The sequence below is a fragment of the Olsenella sp. Marseille-P4559 genome (assembly GCF_900605015.1).
Classification (GTDB): Bacteria; Actinomycetota; Coriobacteriia; order Coriobacteriales; family Atopobiaceae; genus Tractidigestivibacter.
In genome coordinates, this window is record NZ_LR027574.1 from 716,419 (window position 1) to 739,089 (window position 22,671).

Sequence of the window (22,671 nt, forward strand, 5' to 3'; positions counted from 1 at the left end):
GCCGAAGAGCCGAACACAGTCTAGCGTGTCATTCGTCATCGGAAGAGTCCTTCGTGTCATCGCTCCCATCGGCGGCGAGATCCTGGGCCTCGACGCGTGCCCTTTCGATTTTGATGTCATCGGCGATGCTTGCCGGCATTTCGCGACCCATCTTCTTGTAGAGGGCGGTAACGACGCGGTCGATGGTCGAGCGCTTGGCAATGCCCTTGCTCGCCGCAGTAGCAGTACCGCATGCCGAAGCGTAGATGAGGGCGTTCTCGTAGTCCATGCCACGGGTAGCCTTGGCAAGGAAGCCAGCAACCATGGAGTCGCCAGCGCCGGTGGCGTTTACCAGGCGCACGCGCGCCGTGGGCACCATATGCTCGGTCCCATACTCGTCGAGCAGCAGCGAGCCACTGCCGCCACAGGAGATGATGACGTTACGGGCACCGCCGTCCTGAAGCTTCTTGGCGTAGGGCAGACAGTCCTCGGGGGTCTCGGGCATGGGATCTGCCTTGAAGATGCGGCCGACCTCGTGGTTGTTGGGCTTGATGAGGAAGGGGTGGGCCTTGATTGACTCCATGAGAAGCTGGCCAGGGGCATCGACCACAAACTGGATGCCACGGCCGGCGAGCTTGGCCATGATGACGTTATACATGTCCTCAGGCAGCGAGTTGGGAATGGACCCGGTGAGGACGAGGGTGTCCCCTGTCTGGAGGACGTCCATGCGATCGAGAAGCTCGTCAACCTTCTTTTTGGGGATCTTGGGGCCCATGCCGTTAACCATGGTCATAACGATGCCGTTGAGCTTGACGTTAATGCGGGTATAGCCGCGGTCGAGCTTAACGAAGTTGCTTGCGATGCCGGCATCCTGTAGCTCGTTGATGAGATAGTCGCCAGTGAAGCCAGCGACAATGCCCATGGCAACGTTCACCACGTTGAGCTCGTTGAGCAGGGTGGAGATGTTGATGCCGTTGCCTCCGCAGTAGAGCTCCTCGTTCGAGGACCGGTTGGTGTAACCCATGTCCAGTGTAAGAGGGTGCATGACGTAGTCGAGCGCGGGGTTCAGGGTCATCGTGTAGATCAACGGAAGCTCCTTCCAGCAGGTTACCTCGGCTAGGTACAGTATGCCGCAATCGGACGGCGAGGGAGGTGAAATCGTTCTCACCCCGCCAAACCCATGCAGCGCCTGCGCCGGTGCAGCGTACATCCAAAGTGTACCGTATCGAGACCCTACACCCACCTACAAAACGAGGTCATGACGAACGGCTTTCGCAGTTTGGTGGGAGGCGTAGATTCCCAACTTCATCGAAACGAACCGGACGGACTCCCGGACCCAGCGCAACGTGTGGCGCTGGGTCCGGGAACCATCCTCCCCGGTGGCCGGAGACGCCGGCCCGAGACCGAGGAGGTGGACATGCCGAAGAAGAATGGCGGGAAGAGGGGGAAGGCGGGCGGGAGGGCCTACGCGAGGCTCGCGCGCCACGAGAGGAGCACGATCGAGCTGATGCTCGACAGGGGGGCGAGCCGCCGGGCGATAGCCGCGGAGCTCGGGAGGGCGCCCTCCACCGTGTCGAACGAGGCCGCCGCGCATCGGTTCGTGGTGGCGCCCAAGGCCGAGGGCCGGGGAGCCCGCGCCCGAGGAGCTCGGCGACGCCTGCGAGCGGCCGCGGGCGTGGCCCCGGTGCCGCAACGGCTGCAGGCGCAGGAGAGGCCACGGCTGCGGCAGGGCGCGAGCCCGCCGAGAGCAGGCGGGGCGTCGACGAGGGCGAGGCCGGCTGATAAAGTCAATATATAAATCGACGATTCCGCTACCGTTTCGTCGTCACCTCGGCAACCGCATAGTCGACGTTCGCGCTACCGCACTTTCGTCACCTTCGACTACCCATCCCTCCCCTTGTCGGCGGGCAGGTCCTTGGGCCTGTGCGACCTCCCGGCGACCTTTATCAGGGCGCAATGGTGGCAGGCCCTGTCCGCGATGGCACTGGCCGTCACGTCGTCGCCGGACACGTCCGCCCAGCCCCCGGTGCCGACGCTGCTCGTGGCCATCGTCGAGCGCTACCCGTGCCGCGTGGACGCCAGCCGGAGCATGGGGTCGGCGCCCTGCCCGTCGACGTCGAGATGGCCCAGCTCGCCGATGGCGAGCGGCTTGGGGTGCGCGTGGTGCCTCGGCGTGTCCATCAAGGGCGGCGCGATAGTGGTGGGGGTGAGGCCCCACGGGAGGGAGCGGCTCCGGTGCCCGGTCTGCGGGCGCAGGTGCGAGTGCCACGACCACGAGCCGGCGAGGCGCTGGAGGGCGATGGGCCTGGCGAGGAGCGTGTGCCACCTCGAGTACCGGCCCGCGAGGGCGAGGTGCCCCGAGCACGGCGTGCTCGTCGAGCGCGTGCCGTGGGCCAGGCGCGGGTCGCGCTTCACGCGCGACCTCGAGGACTGGGTCGCCTGCCTCGCGGTGAGGTGCTGCACGTCGGCGGTGTCGAGGATCGCCCGCGTCGAGTGGCACAGCGTCGGCGGCATCTGCGGGCGCGTCCACGGCGAGATCGAGGCCGCGCGCGGCTCGGGCCGCTTCGACGGCCTGCAGCGCACAGGCATCGACGAGACGAGCCACAAGAGGGGCCACAGGTACCTCGCCGTCGTGGTCGGCCACGACCGCGGGTGCCTGGCCTGGGCCCACGAGGGATGCGGGAAGGAGGTGCCGTCGCCCTTCCTCGACGGGCTCACCCGCAAGCAGAGGTGGGGCACCGAGGTGGTCACGGCCGACGGCGCGAGGCGGATGAGGGAGCCGGTCAAGAGGCGGTGCCCCAACGCGAGGCGGGTCATGGGCCCCTTCCACGTCGTGCAGCGGACGAGCGGCGCCCTCGACGAGGCGAGGCGCGAGGGGTGGCAGGCGGCGAAGGCGGGGGCCCGGGCCGTCGTCCCGAGGACGGGGCGGAGGGGCAGGCCCCGCAAGAACGAGGTGGCGCCGGAGGTCGCCGCCGGGCTCGCGGCGGGGGCCGCCCCGATAAGGGGCAGTAGGTACGCCCTGGTGAAGAACCCAGGGACCCCACGGGCCCGCAGTGGGAGAAGCTCGCCGAGCCCAGGAGGGCCTGATAGCGCTAGCTTAGGTTTCACCAGATTGACCAACACGCGCCCCAATCCGACCAGCGCGGATGCGCCAGCCAAACCAGCGTGGTTTCACCACCTTTACCAACTAGGCTCAGCCCCGAACCGACGACGGAGAGGGGTGGGGGCCTTGGAGAGGAACCTCATGGCTGGGCTGAACGCGGACAGGGAGTGCGGCGTCAAGCCGAACTTCTCGGAGGTCGCTAGGAGGTACGGCGCGGACGGGCACACCGTCTCGAAGTACTGGAACGGGGGCGGGCCCTCGCCGGACGACGGCAGGCACGGGCGGCAAAGCGGGTTCGACCGCTGCCGCGACGAGATCGAGGAGAAGGCGGCGCTGCCGGGAGCCACGGCCAAGGGCACCCACGAGCTGCTGCTCGAGCGTCACGCGGGCGACGAGCCGCCGGTCCCGGGCCACAACGCCTTCACGAGCCACCTGAGGGGGCGCGGCATAGCCGTCGGGCGCGGCGGCGCGCCGGACGCGCACCCCAGGTTCGGGACGGCGCCCGGCGAGCAGCCGCAGTCCGACTGGAAGGAGGGCGTCACCATGCGCGACCGCTCCGGCCGCGGGTACCGCTTCGACGCGTACGCCTCGACGCTCGGATGGTCCCGGATGCACCACTTCGTGCGGTCCCCGACCAGGGCCAGGGACGACCTGCTGGCCTGCATGGCGGACGACATCCGCTGGCTGGGCGGCGTGCCGCGGCAGCGGCTCGCGGACAACGTGCCGGCCGTCGCGACGCTCGGCGGCGACGGGAGGCGCTCGCGGGACGGGCGCGTCGCCGCCTTCGCGCGCGAGGCCGGCCTCGGGCTCGCGCTCTGCCGGCCCAGGACGCCGCAGACCAAGGGCAGGGACGAGGGCGCGAGCCGCCTCCTGTCGCGCCTCGGGGCCTGCGAGGGCGACTTCGAGGGCTGGGAGGGGCTCGACCGCGCGATGGCGCGCGTGCGCGCGAGGAGCAACGAGGAGCCGAACCGCACGACCGGCCTGCCGCCGGAGCCGCTCTTCCGGAGGGAGAGGGGGGCCCTGGGGCCCATGCCCCGCGAGTCGGTGCCCTCGGCGCTGGTGGGCGGCGTGCCGTGGCAGGTGGTGCCCGCCACCATGCTCGTCAGGTGCGCCGGGCGCGAGTTCCCGGTGCCGAGGGGGTGCATGGGGCGCCGCGTGAGGCTGCTGCTCGAGCCGGGCGGGCGCCTCAGGGCCTACGACGGCGGGGGGCTCGTGGCGGCGCACGACGCCGCCGCCCCGGGAGGGCCGGTAGCCTACCGCGAGGGCGACTGCGCCGAGGCGGTGGCGGACGAGCGCTGGGGCGGCGACGCGGACATAGAGGCGCAGGCCAGGCGCAACCTCGAGCTGCTGGGCGGGCCCGGAGGGGGCGAGGGGTCGTGACCGGCCCGGAGGGCAGCGTGCCGGAGCGCATGCGCGGCAACCTGGGGGAGCTCGGCCTCGACGCGATGGCCTCCTCCGCCCCGGAGTACTCGAGGCTGGTCGCGACGGGCGCGAAGCCGTTCCCCGAGGCCCTGCTCGAGATGACCGGCGCGCAGGTCGCCGCCGTGAGGGAGCGCGACCTGGACAGGAGAGTCGAGAAGGCGAGCCTCCCCCACGTGAAGGCTCTCAGGGACTTCGACCTCTCGTTCCAGCCGTCGGTCCCCAGGGGTGTGGTCGAGGACCTCGCGACGCTGGGGCTCCTCGACCGCCACGAGAACGTCGTGCTCGTCGGCAGCCCCGGCGTGGGCAAGACCCACATCGCCGTGGCGCTGGGGGTCGAGGCGATCCGCGCCCGCAAGCCCACCTACTTCACCGACTGCCGGCGCCTCGTCTCGGACCTCGCGCACGCCGCGGGCAAGGGCCAGCTGGAGAGGCGGCTGCGCCTCTACGCCCACCCGTCGCTGCCTATCGTCGACGAGGTGGGCTGCCTGGACGTGGACAAGCAGGGCGCGGACCTGCTGTTCCAGCTGACCTCGAGGAGGTACGAGAGGAGGTCGGCCATCGTGACGGCCAACGTGGGGATGGGGTCGTGGGCGAAGGTCTTCGGGGACCCGGTCGTGGCGTCGGCGATAGCGGACAGGCTCTGCCGCCACTGCCACCTGGTACGCATGACGGGGAGGTCCTACAGGACCAAGGACCTCGCGCCGCAGGACAGGGCCTCGCCGGCAGTGGTCGCCGATTCCGGCGCCCCGCGGTGACGGGACTGGCGAATGTGCGTTGGTGCGGATGGGGGCGGTTCGCTGTCTAGTCTGGTGAAATCTATCTTGACTTCAACAGGCCGGCGGGCGGCTGTTCCGGGCGTGGGACCTCAGGGAGGACCCGAGGGCGGTCTTCCGCGCGGGCTCGGCCGAAGAGGCGGAGCCGCTGCTCGCGGCATGGCTGCACCGGGCCGCGTGCTGCAGGATCGGGCCGGTGGTCGAGGTCGAGAAGAAGGTCAGGCGCAGGCACGCCGACGTGATCGCGGCCGTCGGGCTGGGCATCGGCAACGGGCGCGTCGAGAGCATCAACAACGAGATCAAGGTCACCGTGCGGATGGGCTACGGCTTCAGGAACACGGACAACCTGGTGGCCCTCCTCATGCTGCGGTGCTCTGACGAGCAGCCCGCGCTCCCGTGGGAGGACCGGGGAGAGGAGGAGAGGAGGGGGACGAGAGGAAGAGGAGGGACAGGGAGCGCGACAGGAAGAGGAGGGGGGAGAAGGCCAACAAGGCGACGGCGGCCCAGCCGACCCCCAAGCCACGAGAACTACCGAAGGCTCATAAAACAGCAGCAGTGGCAAACGCGCATGTCCATCCGTCAGCTGATAAGTCTCCCGTTGTCGTGCGACGATAGGAGTGGAACAGGACAGCACCCCTTGTGACCATCATCCAGGCACCCGTGCCCCCGAGGAGGACGCCGACTACAATCCCGACGAAGAAGTTCTCCACCATTTGGCCCCGTCCCTCATGACGCCACAATCGCACCGTTGTAGTAGACGATGGATACTGTTATCACCACGGCACCGATAATCAGGGATGCTCCCCCAAGGACAACGGGGAGCATCCCTCTCGCCCATCCGGGAAGGGATCGTGTCTTGGCCAGGAGGGGCAGAGAGAGCAGGATGATGCCAACCCCCAACATGACCGCTCCCAGGCCGCTCCAGCGGGCGAGTACTGCCAGATCCTGCGGCTGGACGTTCGACCTGTGATAGCTGTGGAGCGGCGTCGCATCGCCGGAGGCAACCATGTAGATGCCTGTCCCCCCAACCAACACCCCGACGGCGACGCATATCAGGAAGCTAAGCGACGCATTAATCATGTGGATATGCACCTCTCTCGCAATCCAAGCTTATGCGACCTGGCTTGCCATGGGCCCTGCAACCTCGACAAAAATGTCCAACTGAACCACGGCGGCAACCTCTGCCCCGAGTACATATGCATAGCCCGCCACTACGCTCTCCGAGTAAAACCATGCGCCCTGCGGCGTAATTGAGTTAGGATTCATGCGACTTGCATTTGGACTGACATAATCACTTTGCATGCTGACTCATCCCTTTCATTTACACCGTATAAATTGAGCTAAGGTGATATATCTGACTAATCAATAATCAATTTTAGCAGGCTGGGATCATTTAAGTCACCACCCTCAAGCAGGTCAACGTAAATATCCTTTCCCATGTTGATATCCGCGATTTTCTCAGACATGAGCTCCATGTCGGCAATTGATGTCATCCTCGAACAAAGAGCCCAAACGACCCTACTCGACCAGACAGCATTTAGTCCCTCACGCCAATACTCTGCCAAGGGATGCTTCCTGACATTTCCAACAACTCCATGGAATGTGTTAACACGTAAAACACGCAAACAATGCTCTGGAGGTGCGACATGACCACGACAACCGCGCTCAGGCTGCCCGAGGACCTCGCGAAGAGGTACGACCGCCTGGCGAAGGAGACGGGCAGGACCAAGACCTACTACATGACTGAGGCACTGGCGGACTCCATAGACCAGCTCGAGTACGAGTACGGGATCCTCAAGCAGGTCGAGGACTTCCGCGCCGGCAGGCTGAAGACCTACAGCCTCGACGAGGTCGGTGAGATGCTTGGCCTGGACGATTAGGGTCTCGGAGAAGGCCGTCCAGGACCTTCGCAAGCTCGACAGGCAGGTCGCGAGACGGATACGGGGCGAGCTGGCAGAGGTCGCCGGCCTGGAGGACCCGAGGAGCCGGGGGAAGGCGCTCGTAGGGAACCTCGCCGGCCTCTGGCGATACCGTGTCGGGGACTACCGCGTGATCTGCGACATTGAGGACGAGATCCTCGTCGTCCTCGTCGTCGTTGGGGTGGCCCACAGGAGCGAGGCCTACAGGCGTAGGTGACACCCACCTGGCTTCCCCGAGCCGCGATCGAGGCCTTCAGGGCAAGGGTGCTCGCCTCGGGCAGGTGATGCTGGGCCCTTGCGTAGTCGCGCTCCCACCCGCCCAGGCTTTGAGGAGTTCCCTCACTACCGCAGAGGCGGACGTGTACTCGGGCATGCCCGCAAGGCGCACGCCGAGCTCTACGTGGAGGTCGCACGGGACGGCCACGGACATGCGGACCCTGTCCCTGGCTGACGGTGCACGGCGTGGGTGCTCGCTTGGCGGGCTCGGATTCTCGACCCATCCTCGCAGGAGGGATACGATCACGTCCGACATGCTCCTAGACCATATCAAAAGTTGTGCTGGGTCACGCTGCGTTCGCCAATTCCCCGCTCCATTTCGTGTGCGCGGACCAGTACACGTGTTCCAACCTGTGTGCGCCACGAAAAAAGCCCAGGGCAATCGGTACCCTGGGCTGCGGATTCGTGGTGGGTCGTGAGGGGGTCGAACCCTCGACCTTGGGATTAAGAGTCCCCTGCTCTACCAACTGAGCTAACGACCCATATTCGGCTTTCAGATGGGGTGGGTGAAGGGGTTCGAACCCTCGACCTACGGAGCCACGGTCCGTCGCTCTTCCAACTGAGCTACACCCACCATTTGGCCCACCTCGTAAAGTGCTCGTTTATTATGACAAAGAATCAGAGAGATGCAAGCGCTTTCTTGAAGAACTTTTCCGAGAATCACATTCCGATGGCACCGAAACCGTAAAATACCAGTTTATGCGTCGTGGTTCGTCTTGACACAGGACCCTTCATAAAAGTAGCTTCTAGTCCTCCGCCGTGGCCAAGAACTCCTGCACGCGGGCATCGGAGGGGTTCTCCATAACCTCGTCGGCTGGCCCTTCCTCCACGATGCGCCCATCGAGCAGGAACGCCACGCGGTCCGACACGTCCCGCGCGAAGCCCATCTCGTGGGTCACGATGCCCACGGCCATGCCATCATCCGCAAGCTCGCGGATGATGCGCCGCATGTCCGCAGTAAGGCGCGGGTCAAGTGCGGAGGTCGCTTCGTCGAAATAGAGGACCTTGGGGTGCATGGCAAGTGCCCGCGCGATCGCCACGCGCTGCTGCTGGCCGCCGGAAAGCTGGTTGGGGACCTTCTCGGCATGCTCTGCCAGACCCAAGCGGTCAAGGATCTGTTTTGCCTCGGCCTCAACCCTGGCAGGGTCTCTCCCCTGCACCGCGATGGGAGCATCGCAGACGTTGCGCATGACGGTAAAGTGCGGGAAGAGGTTGTAGTTCTGGAATACGATGCCAAACTGCATGCGCGCCTTGGCGCTGGCCTCTTTGGAGTAGATGGCGTGTCCGCTCTCGTCTTGCTCGGTCACGCGGAGGCTGCCGTAGTAGAGCTCGCCCGCGTCAAAGGTGTCGAGCAATGTGAGACACCGCAGGAGCGTCGACTTTCCGGCACCAGAGGGACCAATGACCGAGACAACCTCGCCACGCGCAATGGAGAGCGAGACGCCATGGAGCACCCCTCGCCCAGCAAAGGACTTGCGCGCGCCCTTCACGTAGACGGCGGGGAGGCCAAGGATCTGCGAGACGGACGCGTCGGGCACGGGTATCTGGTGGCGAGACGCGCGGGCGCCGTGCTTCTCGGCGTTAGTCATGGTAGTAGTCCAGCTTCTTCTCGATGCGCCTCATGATGCATTCGATGACGAGGCAGGTAGCCCAATAGATGAGTGCGGCCGCGGCGAAGGCGACCATGGTGCGCTGGCTCGTGACGATGGCTCGCGCCTGCGTGAACATCTCGAGGACGCCAAGCGAGAAGGCAAGCGAGGTGTCCTTGACCAGCGTGACCACCTCGTTGCCCATGGCGGGAAGCACACGCTTGACCACCTGCGGCAGCACGATGCGCTGGAAGGTCTGACTGCTTGAGTAGCCAAGGACCTCGGCAGCCTCGTACTGGCCCTGCGGGATGGACTGGATGCCAGAGCGGTAGATCTCGGCGAAGTAGGCCGCGTAGTTGATGACAAAGGAGATGAGCACCGCAATCATGGGGAAGTTCGCGTCGGTCTTGAGGCCAAAGACGTAGTACGGCATGAAGGAGACGGCGAACATCTGCAGCATGAGGGGCGTTCCGCGCAGGACGGAAATGAAGAGCTGCATGAGCAGGGACAGCGGCCTGAACTTGGAGAGGCGCCCGAGGGCCACCAGCATGCCCAGGGGAATAGACCCCACGAGCGTAACCGCAAATATGATCATCGATATGCGATACCCCGAGAAGAGCATCTCCAACATCGTCGAAAAGTCCACCTTACCAGCTCCCTTACCGCTCCATCGTCTGCGCCATCGCCATGTGGTTGGCCTATGCCTTGGGTAGGCACCACAGGTCGTAGGAGACGCCCTGGTCGACATACTTGTCACAGAGCTCCTTGACGGCACCCTCGGAGTCGAGCGCCTGGAGGTCTGCCTCGACGGTCCTTGCGAGCCGCTCGCCCTCGTCGGTCTTGGCAAAGCCCACGCCAAAGTGCTCGGAGTTGAGGTTCTCGCCTAGGATGCGGAAGTCGGCAGTCTTGTCGCCAATGTTGAAGACGGCGACGGGATAATCGATGGCGATGGCGTCTACCTGGCCGCTCTCGAGCATCATGAACGCGGTGTTGTAGTTGTCAATGGTCTGGAGGTTACCAAAGCTCTTGCCGAGCTCCTCCTGCGAGCCGCCCTCGGAAAGAACGTCGAGCGCGGCGGAATCCGCCTGCGTAATCACATTCTTGCCGGCAAGGTCGGAGAGCTTTTGAACGTCAGAAGATGCGGGAACAACGATGACCTGACGGTTCTCCATGTAGGGGTCGGTAAAGGCGTAGCCTTCCTCACGACCCTCGATTGTGAAGCCGTTCCAGATGCAGGTAATCTGGCCGGAGTTGAGGAGGGTGTCCTTGGCGTCCCAGGAGATTGGGGTGGCCACGAGCGTCCAGCCCTCGCGGTCGCAGACAGCCTGGGCAAGGTCGATGTCAAAGCCCGTGTAGGAGCCATCGTCACCCACGTAGCCGTATGGGGGGAAGTCCTGGTCGAAGCCAAGGACGAACTTGCCATCGAAGGTGGAAGAGGTGTCAGAGGACGAGGTCGTGCTGGTGGTAGAGGTGGACCCACCTGTAGCGGAGCCACAGGCAGCAAGCCCTAAGGCTCCGGTGAGTCCTAGGGCTGCCGTGATGAACTGGCGACGGTTGAGCGTGGCGTTTGACATGGTTGCTCCCATCCAAGGATTTCCTGCGTGTCTGTTTGCTGAAGCCCCGCCTGCATGCTGGGCCCATCGGCCGTGGCACTTTAGCGCGATGGAGTACAGGATAGCGGCGACATGGCCTTCGTTCAACACTTTCGGTTCGCATGCATTTTTTGCTTAACAATTCCTGCGTAGGCTGGAACCGTAGGCAGACAGGGCTATGGCATGTTTTGACGGTTGGTGGCAGTTTCGGGAAAAGTCTTTATATATCTTGGTAAGAGTCGCAAATCCGTGACCTGGGGTTTAACAAACATCAAACCAGTTGCTACTCGATGGGTCCCCGAAAAACTGCCACCAACCGTAAATTTGTGCCACCAGTCGAAAGGATTCTGCCCCCCAGTGGGGTTCGCGCGGCGCCCAGGGTTTCGGAAAAGCACACACCGGCAAGCAGAAAGCAGCTATCGTAGGGAAGGGTCACGCCACAGCCAATCCAGGAGGAACAAGTGGACACCATCGCCCAGACTTTTGCCAGCGGAGACTCCAGTCTTGACGAAGTCCGCAAAGCACTCGCCCTCGACCCCTCTCTCGTGGAGCGCGTGACGACCAACGAGCACATCTGGCAAGGTAGGATCTTCTCGGTAAGCCACCTTGAAGTGGAGCTTGCCGACGGTTCCCATGCCTGGCGCGAGGTTGTCCACCATCATGGTGGCGCTGGAGTTGTAGCCATACGCGACGGGCGGGTGTGCCTGGTCCGTCAGTACCGGGTGGTCCTTGGGCGCGTCACGCTGGAGATTCCAGCAGGCAAGCTCGAGCACGACGAGCGCGGCGAGGACTGCGCCGCACGCGAGCTTGCCGAGGAGACAGGGCTTTCTGCCGAGAAGCTCGTGCACCTGGCAACGGTATTGGGCTCCCCCGGCTTCACAGACGAGCACACCGAGGTCTTCTTTGCGCAAGGTCTGTCTCAGGGCGCGGCAAAGCCTGACGAGGGTGAGGTCGTACGCGTTGCGTGGCTACCCATGGAAGATGTCATGCGCGCGATTTCGGAAGGCCTCATACAGGACGGGAAGACGGTTGCCGGGGTACTCGCTGCCAGAGAGCGGCTTGAGGATTTGCAGCCACCCTTACAGCCGTAGGCCCCAATATACGAGCCAGGCCACGGCCGAAGTAGCCGTGGCCTGGGGTTTTGTCTGGTGCTCCCTGGGGGATTCGAACCCTCGACATTCGGATTAGAAGTCCGCTACTCTATCCAGCTGAGTTAAGGGAGCATGGCCTCATGGCTTTGTCATTCTAGCGCAAAAACCGCCTCTCCCCTACCTCACATCCTTGAGGTCTCCACGGTTGTACGCCTCGTCGTAGAGGCGCTTGAACACCACGCTGCCATGCAGGCCGTCGTGCTCGAACTCGTTGGTCACCCAAGCGTGGCTCGCGCCCACGCGCGAAAGCGTGTCCAGCTGAAGCTCCGAGTCGACATAGGCATCGTCGAAGTAGACAGCCGCATAGAGCGGTACCTCGTTTCTCGCCAACTGCTCCTGGTCGTAGAGGCGCCCAAAGGCAGTGTCAGCCATGAGAACGTCCATCGCAGCCGCAAACGGCTTGAGCGAGGGATCTTCCTCGAACATCCAGGGAAACACTGCCTCCGCAAAGAGCATGAGGGGACGCGCGTCCTCGGAGAACTCCGGACGGCCTGACGCCTCGCGTGCCGCCGCCCACATGATGGGGGCATCGAGCGTGGCATCTGCGTAGATGAGCTCCTGGAGCGTCCAGTACAGCGGCGTCATATACGAGGAGGTCATTGACTGGACCTGATCGACAAAACCACCAAACAGACGCACGCGGGAAGCGTCTCCCCCAGCGGCGGCAAGAGCGTCGTCGCAGGAGCCATCGCCATCCGCAAAGGCGAGGTCGAAAAGGGCGTGCAGGCGTTCGGGAGCGGATTTCATGCCCAGGCCGCCGCCCACAAGCTGGAGACGCCTCACCGAGAGCGGGGAACCGTCCGGAAGGGTCACGTCGCCGGCCGCAAGGCGGTCGGCGACAAGGGCAACGCGCCTCTCGTCCTCTGGATAACGTTCGTAGTAGGAACGCGTCTTGGCAGCCATCCGCGGGAAGGTGTGTGCATAGACCTCAGAAGCACTCGCCGGCACATGCGGGATGCCACCGCAGGTAAAGCTTGCCGCAACCCCAGCCGGAAAGGCGGAGAGGTTGGCAAGCGTGAGAAACCCGCCATAGCTCTGGCCCAGCGTTACCCACCGTTGGCCCTCGAACTCCGCAAGACGCAGGTACTCGAAGTCACGGATGATCGAGTCTGCGAGGAAGCGCTTGAGGTAGTCGGCCTGCCGACGGGCAGGGTCTGCCCCCTGCGCCGCAGCCTCGGCACCCACCGAAGCGATACGCGCGCCATCCATACGCGTAGAGCGGCCACACCCGCGCTGGTCGGGGAGGACCACGCGAAAGTGCCGAAGCGCCTCCTCAACCCACCCGTCGCTCTGGGGCGAAAGCGGACGCGGGCACGCGCCGCCCGGACCACCTTGGAGAAACACAATGAGAGGCAGGTCACGTCCCACGTTCTCTGGTGAGCAGAGTACGCGATAGAAAAGTTTGATGCTCTTGCCGACAAACGCAGGGTCGGGCTTCTCGGCAGACCCCTCAAGGGCGAGCGCCGATGGCTCGTCGTGAGCGTCGCCGGCAAGCGCAGCCGGACTCGTGCCACGCCAATCGAGCGGAACCTCGACGGAATGGTCCTCCGCGTATATGCCGGGGAGATAGTAGCTGGAAAGCAGCGCCATGCGACTCCCCCCGCCTAGAGCAGATGCTCTGCGATCTGGACGGCATTGGTGGCGGCACCCTTGCGAATCTGGTCGCCGCAGCACCAGAAGGTGAGGGAGTTCACGCCATCGGGTGCCGAGAGGTCGCGACGGATGCGGCCCACAAAGACGAGGTCCTGATCGGAGGTCTCAAGCGGCATGGGGTAGCGCAGGTTGGCGGGGTCGTCGACAACCTTGACACCGGGAGCGACGGCAAGGGCCTCGCGTGCCTCGTCGGGCGAGATGGGACGGTCGAACTCCGCCGTGATGGACTCGGAGTGCGAGCGCATGACCGGCACGCGCACGCAGGTGCAGCTCACGCGAACCTCGGGCAGGTGCATGATCTTCCTGCCCTCGTTCTGCATCTTCCACTCCTCGGAGGTGTAGCCCTCGCCCTTGAAAGACCCAATATGCGGGATGAGATTGGCCGCAAGCTGGTAGGCAAAGGGGTTGGTGTCCCCCACCTCGCCTCCATTGGCCACGACGCTCATCTCGCGCTGGAGCTCCCTCAGGCCGGGCATGCCCGCGCCAGAGGCTGCCTGGTAGGTGGAAACGATCAGACGGCGCAGGCCGGCCAGCTTGTGGAGCGGCCAAGTGGGCACAAGCCCAATGATCGTGGCGCAGTTGGGGTTGGCGATGATGTTGCGCGGGTGGTTGGCGATGTCTTCCGCGTTGATCTCGGGGACGACCAGCGGCACATCGGGGTCGAGGCGGAAGGCGTGCGAGTTGTCCACGCACACCGCGCCTCGCCTGGCGGCCTCGGGGAGCAGTGCCTTTGCAATCGCATCCCCCGCCGCACCCAGAACGATGTCGACGCCCTCGAAGGCCTCGGGCACGGCCTCGGCCACGGGAACGTCCTCGCCGTGGAAGGCGATGGTCTTGCCCACCGAACGCGCGCTCGCGAGGGGCACGAGCCTGCCCACGGGGAAGCCCCTCTCCTCGAGGCACTGGATCATCTGCGTGCCAACGACGCCGGTGGCGCCGAGAATGGCAACGGTCTTGTCTGCCATGGTGTGGCTCCTCTCTGTGCGTGCCCGTACGGGCGGCTGCCTGGCTTGCTAGGCCTTCTCGGCCGAAACCATCTCGTTGCGAACAAAGCGCTCGTAGATGACCTTGATTGCACGCTCGAAGTCGGCGTTGTCAACGCCCACGATGATCGAGATCTCCTCCGAGCTCTGGGTAATCATGCGAATGTTGATGCCGGCGTCACCAAGCGCACCGAAGATCTTTCCCGAGGTGCCCGAGCGCTTGGACATGTTGCGACCAACCACCGAGATGAGCGCCAGCTTGTCGACCATCACGATGTCATCGGGCTTGATCTCGCGGCGGACGTCATTGATGATCGAGTAGATCTTGTCCTTGACGTCGGCGGCGGCAACTACCACGCCAAACGAGTCAACACCTGTGGGAATGTGCTCGATGGAGACGCCGTAGCGCTCGAAGATGGAGAGCGCACGAGAGACGACGCCCACCTCGTTGGACATGTGGGCCTTCTTGACGTGCACCGCCATGAAGTCCTTGCGACCCGCGATGCCGGTGATCAGGTGCTCGTCCGCTCCGGCCTCGGCCGTCTCGCGGATGGTCGTTCCCGCATCCTGGGGCCGGTTGGTATTCATGATCTTGATGGGGATGTTGACCTCGCGCACCGGGAAGATGGCTTCCTCCTGCAGGACGGAGGCCCCCATGTAGGAGAGCTCGCGCATCTCGTCGAAGGTGATGCGGCGGATGGAGCGGGGGTTCTCGACGATCTTGGGGTTAGCGGAGAGGAAGCCCGAGACGTCCGTCCAGTTCTCGTAGACGTCCGCATCGAGGCAGCGCGCCGCAATGGCACCCGTGATGTCACCGCCGCCACGCTGGAAGAGCTTAATGGCACCGTCGACCGTGGCCCCGTAGAAGCCGGGCAGGACAAAGGCGCCGTTTCTGTGCGCAAAGTCCCTGAGACGCGCTGCCGTGCGCTCCATGTCCACGTTGCCGTCGTGGTGAAACACGATGACGTCGGCTGCATCGACAAAGGGAAGCCCCAGGTATTCGGCCATGATGTTCGCGGTGAACCACTCACCGCGCGAGACCACGTACTCCGGCGAGTGCTTCTTGATGTTGGCGGCAAAGGTCTCGAACTTCTCGGCAACGGGCCACTTGACGCCAAGCTCGTCCGCGATGTCCACGAAGCGCTGCTCTATGTCGGCGAGAAGCGACGTGCAGTCCACGTGATACTCGATGTGGGCGTTCACGAGAAGCAGCAGGTCGGTGATCTTGTTGTCGCCCGAGAAGCGCTTGCCCACGGCCGAGACGACCACAAAGCGGCGGTCGGGATCCGACTCAACGATGGCCTTGACCTTACGGAACTGGTCAGCGGTAGCGACGCTGGAGCCCCCGAACTTGCAGATCTTGATCATGTGATCCTCTCCTAGCTGTTCTGGGGCACAGCCGCCATGAACGTGGTTGGGTCAGACTTCAAAGCATCGTCGAGCAGGACGCGCGCCTGGGTGGCGGTAAGGTCGTTCACGACGACGGCACCGGGCTCGTAGAAGGTGGAGCCGGGAATGGTCGCCTCGGTGCGATACACATAGGGCCCATGCAGCATGGCAGGGTCGTATGCGAGGTCGTAAGAGAAGTCGTAGACGGGCCTCCTACCGGCCACGCAGTCGAGAATGTCCTGGACGATGGCATTGCCTGTGGGGAGGCTTCCCGCACCTTGCCCGTAGAACTTGAGCTCGCCAATGGAGGACGCGTCAAGCGTCACCAGATTGAAGTTGGTAGGCACGTTTGCCTCGAGCGTGGACGTGCTTACGGCAACGGGCTCGACCGAGACGGCATAGCGTCCATCGGCCTGGACGCCCCGCCCGATGAGCTTGACCGTGAGGCCGCGGCTGCCAAAGAGGCTGAGGTCATATTTGGTGAGGTTCCTGATGCCGGAGACCGGGAGGTCCTGCGTGCAGGCCACATCAAAGGCCACAGATGCCGAGATGATGGTCTTGTTGCGCACGTCGATGCCATCGATGTCGGCGGTGGGGTCCCTCTCGGCAAAGCCAAGCTCCTGGGCCTTGCTCAGAACCTCTGCGAAGTCTGCCCCATCCTTCAGCATGGAGTAGACGATGTAGTTGGTGGTTCCGTTCATGATGCCCGAGAAGGACCGGACCTCCTCGATGCGACGGACCTTCTCGATACTCGCGATCCAGGGGATGCCGCCGCCCACAGAGGCCTCGATGAGAAGGCCCACGCCGGCCTTGGAGGCAGCTGCGGCAAACTCTGCAAAATGGGCCGCGACAACGGCCTTGTTCGAGGTCACGACGTGCTTGCCCGCGCTAAGCGCCTGGAGGATGAATGTGTGGGCGGGCTCTATGCCGCCCATGCACTCCACCACAAGCTCGATGGATGGGTCATCCGCGATGTCCTGGTAGTTGGAGGTCATGCGTGGGTCGGTGAGACGGTCGGGCAGTTCGAGGATGCGGGCAACCTGGACCTCGGGCACGCGCTCCTCGATAATCTGCGCAACGCCACGGCCAACGGTGCCGTACCCCAGGATGGCTATCTTCATCGGCTTCCAATCTCTTTCAAGTGTGTGTCGTCGTGTGTCCCGCGCCGCACGACCATGCACGGCACCAGCTATGATACGTGCTGGACACGATGCAGGGCCAAACGACACAAGGAGCCGACCGTGGAAACGTTCTACCACAGCACCCGTTCGCGCGGGGAATTGGTAACAAGCAAGCAAGCAATTCTCGCCGGACTTGCGCCAGATGGGGGCCTCTACGTCTCTGATGCACTTGGTTCGGAGAAGCTCGACCTTACCGAGGTGTGTGCCAGCAACTTCACCCAAACGGCACAGCGCGTGCTGGGAGTGCTCCTGCCCGACTACACGGCAGAAGAGCTTGCCTCCTGCGTGAGCGCCGCCTATGGGCCCCAATGGGACACCACGGCAGTGTGCCCCGTCACGCCGCTTGGCCCAGATTGGCTCCTCGAGCTCTTCCATGGCCCCACCTGCGCCTTCAAGGACGTTGCGCTGCAGATGCTGCCGCAGCTCATGGGTGTTGCGCGCGCGGGCGACGGCCATGACGTGATGATTGTGACCGCTACTTCTGGCGACACCGGCAAGGCGGCGCTCGATGGCTTCTCGGGCGTGCCCCATACCGGGGTCTGCGTCTTCTACCCCTGGGGCAAGGTCTCGGACATTCAGCGCCTCCAGATGGTCACGCAGGTTGGCGGAAACGTTGCCGTCTGCGCCATCCGCGGCAACTTCGATGACGCACAGTCCGAGGTCAAGCGCATCTTCTCCGACCATGGGCTCGCAGAGCGCCTTTCCGCACGCAACGTGGTTCTCTCAAGCGCCAACTCAATTAACGTGGGGCGCTTTGCTCCGCAGGTGACCTACTACTTTGACTCCTATGCCCAGCTGGTGCGCACTGGTGCCATTGCGCAGGGTGACGAGGTCACCTACGTGGTCCCGACGGGCAACTTTGGCGACGTCCTCGCAGGATACTACGCGAAGCGCATGGGCCTGCCCGTGCGCAAGCTGGTCGTGGCCTCAAACGCCAACGATGTTCTCACCGATTTTCTGACCACGGGCACCTACGACCTCAGGCGTCCGTTTGTGAAGACCATCTCGCCTTCGATGGACATCCTCGTCTCTTCGAACCTCGAGCGCCTCCTCTACTTCGCCTCTGATGGCGATGTCGAGCTTGTCTCGTCCCTCATGGAGGGCCTTGCCGAGAAGGGCGCCTACACCGTACCGCCGGCGCTTCTCGCCAACATCCAGCAGGCCTTTGGCTGCGGGCGCGCAGACGACGAGATGGCACGCGAGGCCATCAGCGCTACCTGGGAGGCCTGCCACAAGCTTATCGACCCGCACACCGCCGTCGCGAAGCACGTTATGGACGCGCTGCCCAAGGACGGCTCGGCACGGGTGTGCCTCTCCACGGCAAGTCCGTACAAGTTCCCAGCAGACGTCCTAGGCGCACTTGGCGTGGACGCCTCGGGCATGAACGGCTTTGCCAGCATGGACTCGCTTGAGCACATCACCGGCACCGTGGCACCCACGCAGCTCTCCAGCCTGCGCGATGCCGAGAGCCTTCACGACGACGTTTGCGACCGAGACAAGCTGGGTGCATTCGTGGAGTCCGCGTGTGCGAGGATCTTCCTGTGAGCGCCGCCGAGAAGGGTCGGCCTGCCATGGGTGGAACCGTACATGTGAGCGTACCCGCTACGTCTGCCAACCTGGGCGTGGGCTTCGACGTCTTGGGGCTTGCGCTGGACTATGCCGCAGAGTTTGCCTTCGTGCCGGCCGAGACGCTGAAGATCGATGGGTGCGCCCCAGAGCTTACCGGCGAGGACAACCTGGTGTGGACTTCCTACCTGCGCGCGTGCAAGGAGTTTGGCCTTAGGGCGCAGCCGCTTCACATCACGGAGTCTTGCACCATCCCGCCTGCCGGCGGGCTTGGGTCAAGCTCCACCTGCGTGGTGGCAGGCATCGCCGCGGCACAGGCCCTTGCCGACCTGCCGCTCGACCGTGAGCGCACGCTTTCTCTCGCCACCGTCATCGAGGGCCACCCTGACAACGTTGCCCCTGCCGTGATGGGCGGGCTTGTGAGCTCTTACGTCGAGGGCCACTCGACCGTCACGACACGCTGGGTGGTAGCCGACAACCTGCGCTTTGTTTGCATGGCTCCCCCCTACCGCGTCCTCACGCGCGATGCTCGCCGTGCGCTTCCCGCCATGGTGCCCACGGGCACCGTCTCGTGGCAGGTGGGGCGTTGCCTCGCGATGGTGAGCGCCATGGCAAAGGGCGATGCCGATGCCATTCGCGCATGCTGCCATGACAGAATCCACGAGCCGTACCGCGCCCCCCTCATCCCCGATTACCAGATGCTGCACGACGTTGCGCATAAGAACGGGGCGTGCACGTTTCTCATCTCGGGCTCGGGCGCAACGATGCTGGCAATTGCCGACGGCGATGAGCGCGCCGCAAACGTTGCGCGCGCGGTGAGCGAGGCCATGCCGAAGCTCTGGGTGCGCATTCTGCGCGCGAGCGAGCACGGGATGACGGTGCGCGCCACGCAGTAGCGATGAGGCGAGGGGGCTGTCCCCTCGCCTCCCCCTTGTCTCACACTCGGTAGAAGCGCTCGAATGCCTTGGGCTGGGCCTCCTCGGGAATACCTATGCCCGTATCAGAAACCCACACGCAGGGGTGCCCGTCCTGGGGCAGAACCCACGCATGGACACTGCCGCCGCGACGATTGTACCGAATGGCGTTCGAGACGAGGCTCCCCACCATCTCGTCAAGCAGGCGCGTATTTCCCTGCAAGGCACTACGCGTCATCGTAGATGCGACTCGCAAGGTCGGGGATGTCCTCTGACCGCACCATTCCATCTCGGATAAGCTCCGAAGCGTCGGAGATGGCGAAGATGGGCGTCTTGGGCTCGTGCGTCACGTTGGCCGTAAACTCGCGACACATGTCGTCGGTGCCCTATACAGGCTCACGTAACCCAGCGCCCGGAGTCGCGGTCAGACTCGCCATCGCCCGTCTGGAACGCCGAGGCTGTCTCCGGGCGACCCGCGTGATTCTCAAGCGTGGCGGCGTCGACGTCAGAGTCGAAGAACACCGTGCCATCGGGCGCCACGAGTGTGGCTCTCACCCCGCCAAAGTCAACCGACTCCAAAAGGGCTATCTCGCCCGCGGTCCCACCCCCCGTCGTCGATGGCAGTGGCAGGCGTTGCACACTCACACTCCAGCATGGCGCATGGCCTTGGCATCCCCGAGAACGGACGCCTGGTAAAACAAGGAGAGCGTGGGCAGCAGCACGGCGACGACGGAGCATGAGGTTGCAAACGAGATGGAGACGCTCCGTCTCAGCGACCGAGGCGAACGAGCGACACCCTTGGATCTCTCGCCCACGCGCGTCGCCTACCTACGCATGCGATAGCCGACGCCGCGGACGGTCTCGATGAGGCCGGAAGAATCCCCAAACTTGGCGCGAATCTGCTGCACGTGCATGTCCGCTGTGCGCGAACCATCGTCAAAGCCCCAGCCCCAGCCGCGCTGGAGCAGGGCCCCGCGCGAGAAGCCCACGCCGGGACTCCCATGAGAAACTCGAGCAAGTCGAACTCACACATGGTAGGCGAGCGCGGCCGCCGTTGATAGTTGCCTCGCGACAGTCGGGCCAGAGCGTGAGGCTCTCCACGATGAGCGCCTTGCCGGGCACGAGTGCGAGGATGTTGAGGAGCAACACGCAGACGATAAGCACGGCGGCCGTGCCCCACACGATCCCGTCGTTGCCTGGGGTGGGCTCCATCTTGAGCTTCCGGATGTGGACGGCAAGCGTCTCCGCCGGCCTGAAGATGTTCCAGGGGCTATGCGGGGCCCGAGAGACTCGTGCTCGCAAAGCTGATGTTCGCGGCAGCGGAGCCAGAGGTGAAGATCAGTGCGGCCGCCTCGCCAAAGACACGTCCGGCAGAGATGACGACGCCGGTCACGATGGCAGGCATGGCTGCGAGAAGCAGCACGTGGCACGTGGTCTCCCAGCATGTGCAACCAGGGGCATAGGAACCCCCACGATGCTGCTGGGGGGCGGAGGGGAAGTCGTCGATGGGGGGTGTTGTGACCGTTGGCAAAATCCATGAAGGCCAGCGTGACAACGGTCAAGGCCACAAGGGCAGCGCAGGCACCAGCGAGGGTGAGTCCCACTCCTCCAAGCTCTTCTTTCTCATGAGGCGTTTAGCCATGGGTTGCCTTTCTACCCAGCAAGGGGCATCCACACAATGCGCGGATGCCCCAAGGAGGTTGACGTGTTACCAGGCGTTCGCAATGGTGCCGGAAACGTCCTTCTTGGCCTTCATCTTGGTAGGGGGATGAAGCCCTGCTCCTCTACGAGGCTGCCCCGGACCTCGTCGGCATTCTTCTCGTACATGTGCTCATGCGTCCAGACCTTGAATGTGCCGTCGCAGACGCTGTCCGCCGCAGGATTGGCACCGTCGACCTTGAGGGCCTTGAACTTCGAATCGTCGAAGCAGGAGAAGCGAGGGGTCTTATCGACAACGGTACCCGAGGAGTCGGTGACCTAACCAGTGAAGATGCCCCTGAGCTGGTCGGTGGTGAGGCTGTCAACATCGACCTTCGAGTTCACGATTGGGCCCATGCCAACGACGCACACCTGGTTGTCCGTGAGGGCCTTGGCATCGGGCGACGGTCACGTCGGGGTTGGCGTCCATGAACTTCTTGGCTGCCGCCTCGATCAGCGGCTAGAACGAGGCAGCGCCAGAGCAGTTCACAGTACCGGAGAGGCTTGCGGCAGCCGAGCTTGTAGAGCCGCTGGAACCATCGGAGGAGCTGGTCGGACTCCCTGACCCACCGCACCCCACAAGGCCAAGACCGGCAATTGCCGCAACGGTGCCACCGGCAAGCGTGAGGAACGAACGACGAGAGAGACTATCTGCCATGCTTCCCCTTCCAGAGGGTGTGACCATGCCGCCAACGCCTGGCGGTCGGTCTTGTCGATTTGCATCGTATGGCCCCTTGGGCATCGTTCGGGCCTCGTCAAGAAGTCCTTACCAGCGCCTGACTACCCCTTACATTTGCATTACATGCGTTGGCGCAATTGTAAGTTGACGGCTTTTTCGCAGGTAGACACCGTGTTTTTGTAAGGTGACCCTTTGGTGGAGTCGATGTGAGAAGAATCGTTAAGTACCTTGACATTAAATCGCAAGGTACTTAATCTTTTTTTGACCAATTGGACTACATGGATTGGAAGTACCTGTTTGGAAATACGACAGAACGCTCGGTGCCGACGGCCATATTGTGCCGACGCCACGACTGAGAGCCGAATCCTCAAGGACCTTGGCTACTTTGGCCATTTTCTCCACCTTCACGCGGGGGGCCGCAGCGGCAAGCAGCACATGCTCGTGCGCCTTCTGCAGAGCGGGGACTCCGTCACCCAAAGAGAGCTCCAAGAGACAACCCCCATTAGCTCGGCGGCGGTCTCTGAGGTACTCGCCAAGCTGGAGTCGGAAGGCTATATCACACGTACGCGCTCTACCACCGACAAACGCCAGCTCGATGTGACGCTCACGGAAGCGGGGCGCGAAGAGGCCAAAGAATGCGCCAAGAGGCGTGCCGAATTTGAGGCAGACGCGCTTTCGGTCTTGGACGAGGATGAGAAGAGGCTCCTTCTGGGCATGCTCGACCGTCTCGCAGGGCATTGGGAAGAAATCGAGGAACGGGAGGGGGCGATGCAGCAGTGAGCATCTCAAAGAAGATACAGGCAA

Annotated in this window: 28 protein-coding genes, 3 tRNA genes and 1 pseudogene; 11 read left to right on the top strand and 21 right to left on the bottom strand. The window is 63.8% G+C overall.

What is annotated here, in order from left to right; all coding sequences use genetic code 11:
- Positions 1–28: 28 nt before the first annotated feature.
- On the bottom strand, positions 29–1,066 hold the full coding sequence (locus tag E0E00_RS09460) for a 1-phosphofructokinase family hexose kinase (RefSeq protein ID WP_130812273.1): 1,038 nt from the start codon (positions 1,064–1,066) through the stop codon (positions 29–31).
- 330 nt (positions 1,067–1,396) lie between these two features.
- Between E0E00_RS09460 and E0E00_RS15400 the strand changes: the two genes are divergently transcribed.
- Positions 1,397–1,777 carry a helix-turn-helix domain-containing protein gene (locus tag E0E00_RS15400; RefSeq protein WP_165443641.1) on the top strand — a complete coding sequence of 127 codons (381 nt, stop codon included), beginning with the start codon at positions 1,397–1,399 and terminating at the stop codon, positions 1,775–1,777.
- A gap of 83 nt (positions 1,778–1,860) precedes the next feature.
- On the opposite strand, the gene E0E00_RS14405 is transcribed toward E0E00_RS15400, so the two are convergent.
- Positions 1,861–2,028: an ATP-binding protein gene (locus E0E00_RS14405; protein ID WP_165443642.1), complete on the bottom strand. Its 168-nt coding sequence runs from the start codon at positions 2,026–2,028 to the stop codon at positions 1,861–1,863.
- 250 nt (positions 2,029–2,278) lie between these two features.
- On the opposite strand from E0E00_RS14405, the pseudogene E0E00_RS15405 reads away from it, so the two are divergent.
- The 4 genes and pseudogenes from E0E00_RS15405 to E0E00_RS09480 all read left to right on the top strand — a co-directional run.
- A pseudogene (locus E0E00_RS15405) lies at positions 2,279–2,953 on the top strand (transposase); the annotation flags it as partial.
- 270 nt (positions 2,954–3,223) lie between these two features.
- Positions 3,224–4,462, top strand: a complete 1,239-nt coding sequence (locus E0E00_RS15035; RefSeq protein ID WP_242622220.1) for an IS21 family transposase — start codon at positions 3,224–3,226, stop codon at positions 4,460–4,462.
- A complete protein-coding gene (gene istB, locus E0E00_RS09475) occupies positions 4,459–5,259 on the top strand; it encodes an IS21-like element helper ATPase IstB (protein WP_242622221.1) in 801 nt (266 codons plus the stop codon). Before E0E00_RS15035 ends, istB begins: the two co-directional genes overlap by 4 nt.
- A 91-nt stretch (positions 5,260–5,350) precedes the next feature.
- A complete protein-coding gene (locus tag E0E00_RS09480; RefSeq protein ID WP_130812276.1) occupies positions 5,351–5,920 on the top strand; it encodes a transposase in 570 nt (189 codons plus the stop codon).
- Positions 5,921–6,003: 83 nt separating this feature from the next.
- Here the strand turns inward: E0E00_RS09480 and E0E00_RS09485 are convergent, their stop codons facing one another.
- Both E0E00_RS09485 and E0E00_RS09490 read right to left on the bottom strand, forming a co-directional pair.
- Entirely contained in the window at positions 6,004–6,357 is a 354-nt protein-coding gene (locus E0E00_RS09485; protein ID WP_130812277.1) for a hypothetical protein, read from the bottom strand.
- Positions 6,358–6,635: 278 nt separating this feature from the next.
- The gene (locus E0E00_RS09490; RefSeq protein WP_130812278.1) at positions 6,636–6,842 is read right to left on the bottom strand and encodes a hypothetical protein; all 207 of its coding nucleotides are present in this window, start codon (positions 6,840–6,842) and stop codon (positions 6,636–6,638) included.
- Positions 6,843–6,923: 81 nt separating this feature from the next.
- On the opposite strand from E0E00_RS09490, the gene E0E00_RS09495 reads away from it, so the two are divergent.
- Positions 6,924–7,157: an antitoxin gene (locus E0E00_RS09495; protein WP_130812279.1), complete on the top strand. Its 234-nt coding sequence runs from the start codon at positions 6,924–6,926 to the stop codon at positions 7,155–7,157.
- Positions 7,141–7,413 (top strand): type II toxin-antitoxin system RelE/ParE family toxin, encoded by a 273-nt coding sequence (locus E0E00_RS09500; protein ID WP_130812661.1) that lies wholly within the window; start codon positions 7,141–7,143, stop codon positions 7,411–7,413. Before E0E00_RS09495 ends, E0E00_RS09500 begins: the two co-directional genes overlap by 17 nt.
- 465 nt (positions 7,414–7,878) lie before the next feature.
- Here E0E00_RS09500 and E0E00_RS09505 read toward each other — a convergent pair.
- The 5 genes from E0E00_RS09505 to E0E00_RS09525 form a co-directional block, all read right to left on the bottom strand.
- Positions 7,879–7,954: transfer RNA gene (locus E0E00_RS09505), tRNA-Lys, on the bottom strand.
- Positions 7,955–7,970: 16 nt separating this feature from the next.
- Positions 7,971–8,046: transfer RNA gene (locus tag E0E00_RS09510), tRNA-His, on the bottom strand.
- Between the two features lie 172 nt (positions 8,047–8,218).
- Positions 8,219–9,061: an amino acid ABC transporter ATP-binding protein gene (locus E0E00_RS09515; RefSeq protein ID WP_130812280.1), complete on the bottom strand. Its 843-nt coding sequence runs from the start codon at positions 9,059–9,061 to the stop codon at positions 8,219–8,221.
- Complete coding sequence (locus E0E00_RS09520) at positions 9,054–9,707, bottom strand: amino acid ABC transporter permease (RefSeq protein WP_130812281.1); 654 nt, start codon at positions 9,705–9,707, stop codon at positions 9,054–9,056. The genes E0E00_RS09515 and E0E00_RS09520 overlap by 8 nt, the downstream gene beginning before the upstream one ends.
- Before the next feature lie 52 nt (positions 9,708–9,759).
- Positions 9,760–10,635: a transporter substrate-binding domain-containing protein gene (locus E0E00_RS09525; protein WP_130812282.1), complete on the bottom strand. Its 876-nt coding sequence runs from the start codon at positions 10,633–10,635 to the stop codon at positions 9,760–9,762.
- 479 nt (positions 10,636–11,114) lie between these two features.
- On the opposite strand from E0E00_RS09525, the gene E0E00_RS09530 reads away from it, so the two are divergent.
- Positions 11,115–11,744: an NUDIX hydrolase gene (locus E0E00_RS09530; RefSeq protein ID WP_242622222.1), complete on the top strand. Its 630-nt coding sequence runs from the start codon at positions 11,115–11,117 to the stop codon at positions 11,742–11,744.
- Between the two features lie 55 nt (positions 11,745–11,799).
- Here E0E00_RS09530 and E0E00_RS09535 read toward each other — a convergent pair.
- From E0E00_RS09535 to E0E00_RS09555, 5 genes are all read right to left on the bottom strand, one after another.
- Positions 11,800–11,876: transfer RNA gene (locus E0E00_RS09535), tRNA-Arg, on the bottom strand.
- A gap of 45 nt (positions 11,877–11,921) precedes the next feature.
- Positions 11,922–13,394 (bottom strand): alpha/beta fold hydrolase, encoded by a 1,473-nt coding sequence (locus tag E0E00_RS09540; protein WP_130812284.1) that lies wholly within the window; start codon positions 13,392–13,394, stop codon positions 11,922–11,924.
- 14 nt (positions 13,395–13,408) lie between these two features.
- Positions 13,409–14,422, bottom strand: coding sequence for an aspartate-semialdehyde dehydrogenase (locus E0E00_RS09545; RefSeq protein ID WP_130812285.1), 1,014 nt, complete (start codon positions 14,420–14,422; stop codon positions 13,409–13,411).
- A gap of 48 nt (positions 14,423–14,470) precedes the next feature.
- A complete protein-coding gene (locus tag E0E00_RS09550) occupies positions 14,471–15,808 on the bottom strand; it encodes an aspartate kinase (RefSeq protein WP_130812286.1) in 1,338 nt (445 codons plus the stop codon).
- A gap of 11 nt (positions 15,809–15,819) precedes the next feature.
- Positions 15,820–16,950 (bottom strand): homoserine dehydrogenase, encoded by a 1,131-nt coding sequence (locus E0E00_RS09555; RefSeq protein WP_130812287.1) that lies wholly within the window; start codon positions 16,948–16,950, stop codon positions 15,820–15,822.
- Positions 16,951–17,070: 120 nt separating this feature from the next.
- Between E0E00_RS09555 and thrC the strand changes: the two genes are divergently transcribed.
- Together thrC and thrB are read left to right on the top strand one after the other, a co-directional pair.
- Positions 17,071–18,555, top strand: a complete 1,485-nt coding sequence (gene thrC / locus E0E00_RS09560; protein ID WP_130812288.1) for a threonine synthase — start codon at positions 17,071–17,073, stop codon at positions 18,553–18,555.
- Between the two features lie 26 nt (positions 18,556–18,581).
- On the top strand, positions 18,582–19,472 hold the full coding sequence (gene thrB / locus E0E00_RS09565) for a homoserine kinase (RefSeq protein WP_165443644.1): 891 nt from the start codon (positions 18,582–18,584) through the stop codon (positions 19,470–19,472).
- Between the two features lie 40 nt (positions 19,473–19,512).
- On the opposite strand, the gene E0E00_RS09570 is transcribed toward thrB, so the two are convergent.
- The 7 genes from E0E00_RS09570 to E0E00_RS15050 form a co-directional block, all read right to left on the bottom strand.
- Positions 19,513–19,728 (bottom strand): ATP-binding protein, encoded by a 216-nt coding sequence (locus E0E00_RS09570; protein WP_165443645.1) that lies wholly within the window; start codon positions 19,726–19,728, stop codon positions 19,513–19,515.
- Positions 19,718–19,864 carry a hypothetical protein gene (locus tag E0E00_RS14410; RefSeq protein ID WP_165443646.1) on the bottom strand — a complete coding sequence of 49 codons (147 nt, stop codon included), beginning with the start codon at positions 19,862–19,864 and terminating at the stop codon, positions 19,718–19,720. Before E0E00_RS14410 ends, E0E00_RS09570 begins: the two co-directional genes overlap by 11 nt.
- A gap of 22 nt (positions 19,865–19,886) precedes the next feature.
- Positions 19,887–20,069, bottom strand: a complete 183-nt coding sequence (locus E0E00_RS09575; RefSeq protein ID WP_130812291.1) for a hypothetical protein — start codon at positions 20,067–20,069, stop codon at positions 19,887–19,889.
- 245 nt (positions 20,070–20,314) lie between these two features.
- Positions 20,315–20,479: a winged helix-turn-helix domain-containing protein gene (locus E0E00_RS09580; RefSeq protein WP_242622223.1), complete on the bottom strand. Its 165-nt coding sequence runs from the start codon at positions 20,477–20,479 to the stop codon at positions 20,315–20,317.
- Positions 20,427–20,702 (bottom strand): hypothetical protein, encoded by a 276-nt coding sequence (locus E0E00_RS15040; RefSeq protein ID WP_242622224.1) that lies wholly within the window; start codon positions 20,700–20,702, stop codon positions 20,427–20,429. Before E0E00_RS15040 ends, E0E00_RS09580 begins: the two co-directional genes overlap by 53 nt.
- 58 nt (positions 20,703–20,760) lie before the next feature.
- Positions 20,761–21,045, bottom strand: coding sequence for an ABC transporter permease subunit (locus tag E0E00_RS15045; RefSeq protein ID WP_371683392.1), 285 nt, complete (start codon positions 21,043–21,045; stop codon positions 20,761–20,763).
- 603 nt (positions 21,046–21,648) lie between these two features.
- A complete protein-coding gene (locus E0E00_RS15050; RefSeq protein ID WP_242622226.1) occupies positions 21,649–21,846 on the bottom strand; it encodes a hypothetical protein in 198 nt (65 codons plus the stop codon).
- 318 nt (positions 21,847–22,164) lie between these two features.
- Here E0E00_RS15050 and E0E00_RS09595 point away from each other — a divergent pair, with 318 nt between their 5' ends.
- Positions 22,165–22,647, top strand: coding sequence for a MarR family winged helix-turn-helix transcriptional regulator (locus E0E00_RS09595; RefSeq protein ID WP_242622227.1), 483 nt, complete (start codon positions 22,165–22,167; stop codon positions 22,645–22,647).
- Positions 22,648–22,671: the final 24 nt, after the last annotated feature.

Excerpts from the sequence above, each read along its gene's own strand:
- E0E00_RS15400 (WP_165443641.1), top strand. The coding sequence starts at position 1,397 with ATGCCGAAGAAGAATGGCGGGAAGAGGGGGAAGGCGGGCGGGAGGGCC.
- E0E00_RS14405 (WP_165443642.1), bottom strand. The coding sequence starts at position 2,028 with ATGGCCACGAGCAGCGTCGGCACCGGGGGCTGGGCGGACGTGTCCGGC.
- E0E00_RS15035 (WP_242622220.1), top strand. The coding sequence starts at position 3,224 with ATGGCTGGGCTGAACGCGGACAGGGAGTGCGGCGTCAAGCCGAACTTC.
- E0E00_RS09485 (WP_130812277.1), bottom strand. The coding sequence starts at position 6,357 with ATGATTAATGCGTCGCTTAGCTTCCTGATATGCGTCGCCGTCGGGGTG.
- E0E00_RS09495 (WP_130812279.1), top strand. The coding sequence starts at position 6,924 with ATGACCACGACAACCGCGCTCAGGCTGCCCGAGGACCTCGCGAAGAGG.
- E0E00_RS09515 (WP_130812280.1), bottom strand. The coding sequence starts at position 9,061 with ATGACTAACGCCGAGAAGCACGGCGCCCGCGCGTCTCGCCACCAGATA.
- E0E00_RS09525 (WP_130812282.1), bottom strand. The coding sequence starts at position 10,635 with ATGTCAAACGCCACGCTCAACCGTCGCCAGTTCATCACGGCAGCCCTA.
- E0E00_RS09540 (WP_130812284.1), bottom strand. The coding sequence starts at position 13,394 with ATGGCGCTGCTTTCCAGCTACTATCTCCCCGGCATATACGCGGAGGAC.
- E0E00_RS09545 (WP_130812285.1), bottom strand. The coding sequence starts at position 14,422 with ATGGCAGACAAGACCGTTGCCATTCTCGGCGCCACCGGCGTCGTTGGC.
- E0E00_RS09550 (WP_130812286.1), bottom strand. The coding sequence starts at position 15,808 with ATGATCAAGATCTGCAAGTTCGGGGGCTCCAGCGTCGCTACCGCTGAC.
- E0E00_RS09555 (WP_130812287.1), bottom strand. The coding sequence starts at position 16,950 with ATGAAGATAGCCATCCTGGGGTACGGCACCGTTGGCCGTGGCGTTGCG.
- thrB (WP_165443644.1), top strand. The coding sequence starts at position 18,582 with ATGGGTGGAACCGTACATGTGAGCGTACCCGCTACGTCTGCCAACCTG.
- E0E00_RS09570 (WP_165443645.1), bottom strand. The coding sequence starts at position 19,728 with ATGACGCGTAGTGCCTTGCAGGGAAATACGCGCCTGCTTGACGAGATG.
- E0E00_RS14410 (WP_165443646.1), bottom strand. The coding sequence starts at position 19,864 with ATGTGTCGCGAGTTTACGGCCAACGTGACGCACGAGCCCAAGACGCCC.
- E0E00_RS15040 (WP_242622224.1), bottom strand. The coding sequence starts at position 20,702 with ATGGAGCCCACCCCAGGCAACGACGGGATCGTGTGGGGCACGGCCGCC.
- E0E00_RS15050 (WP_242622226.1), bottom strand. The coding sequence starts at position 21,846 with ATGGCAGATAGTCTCTCTCGTCGTTCGTTCCTCACGCTTGCCGGTGGC.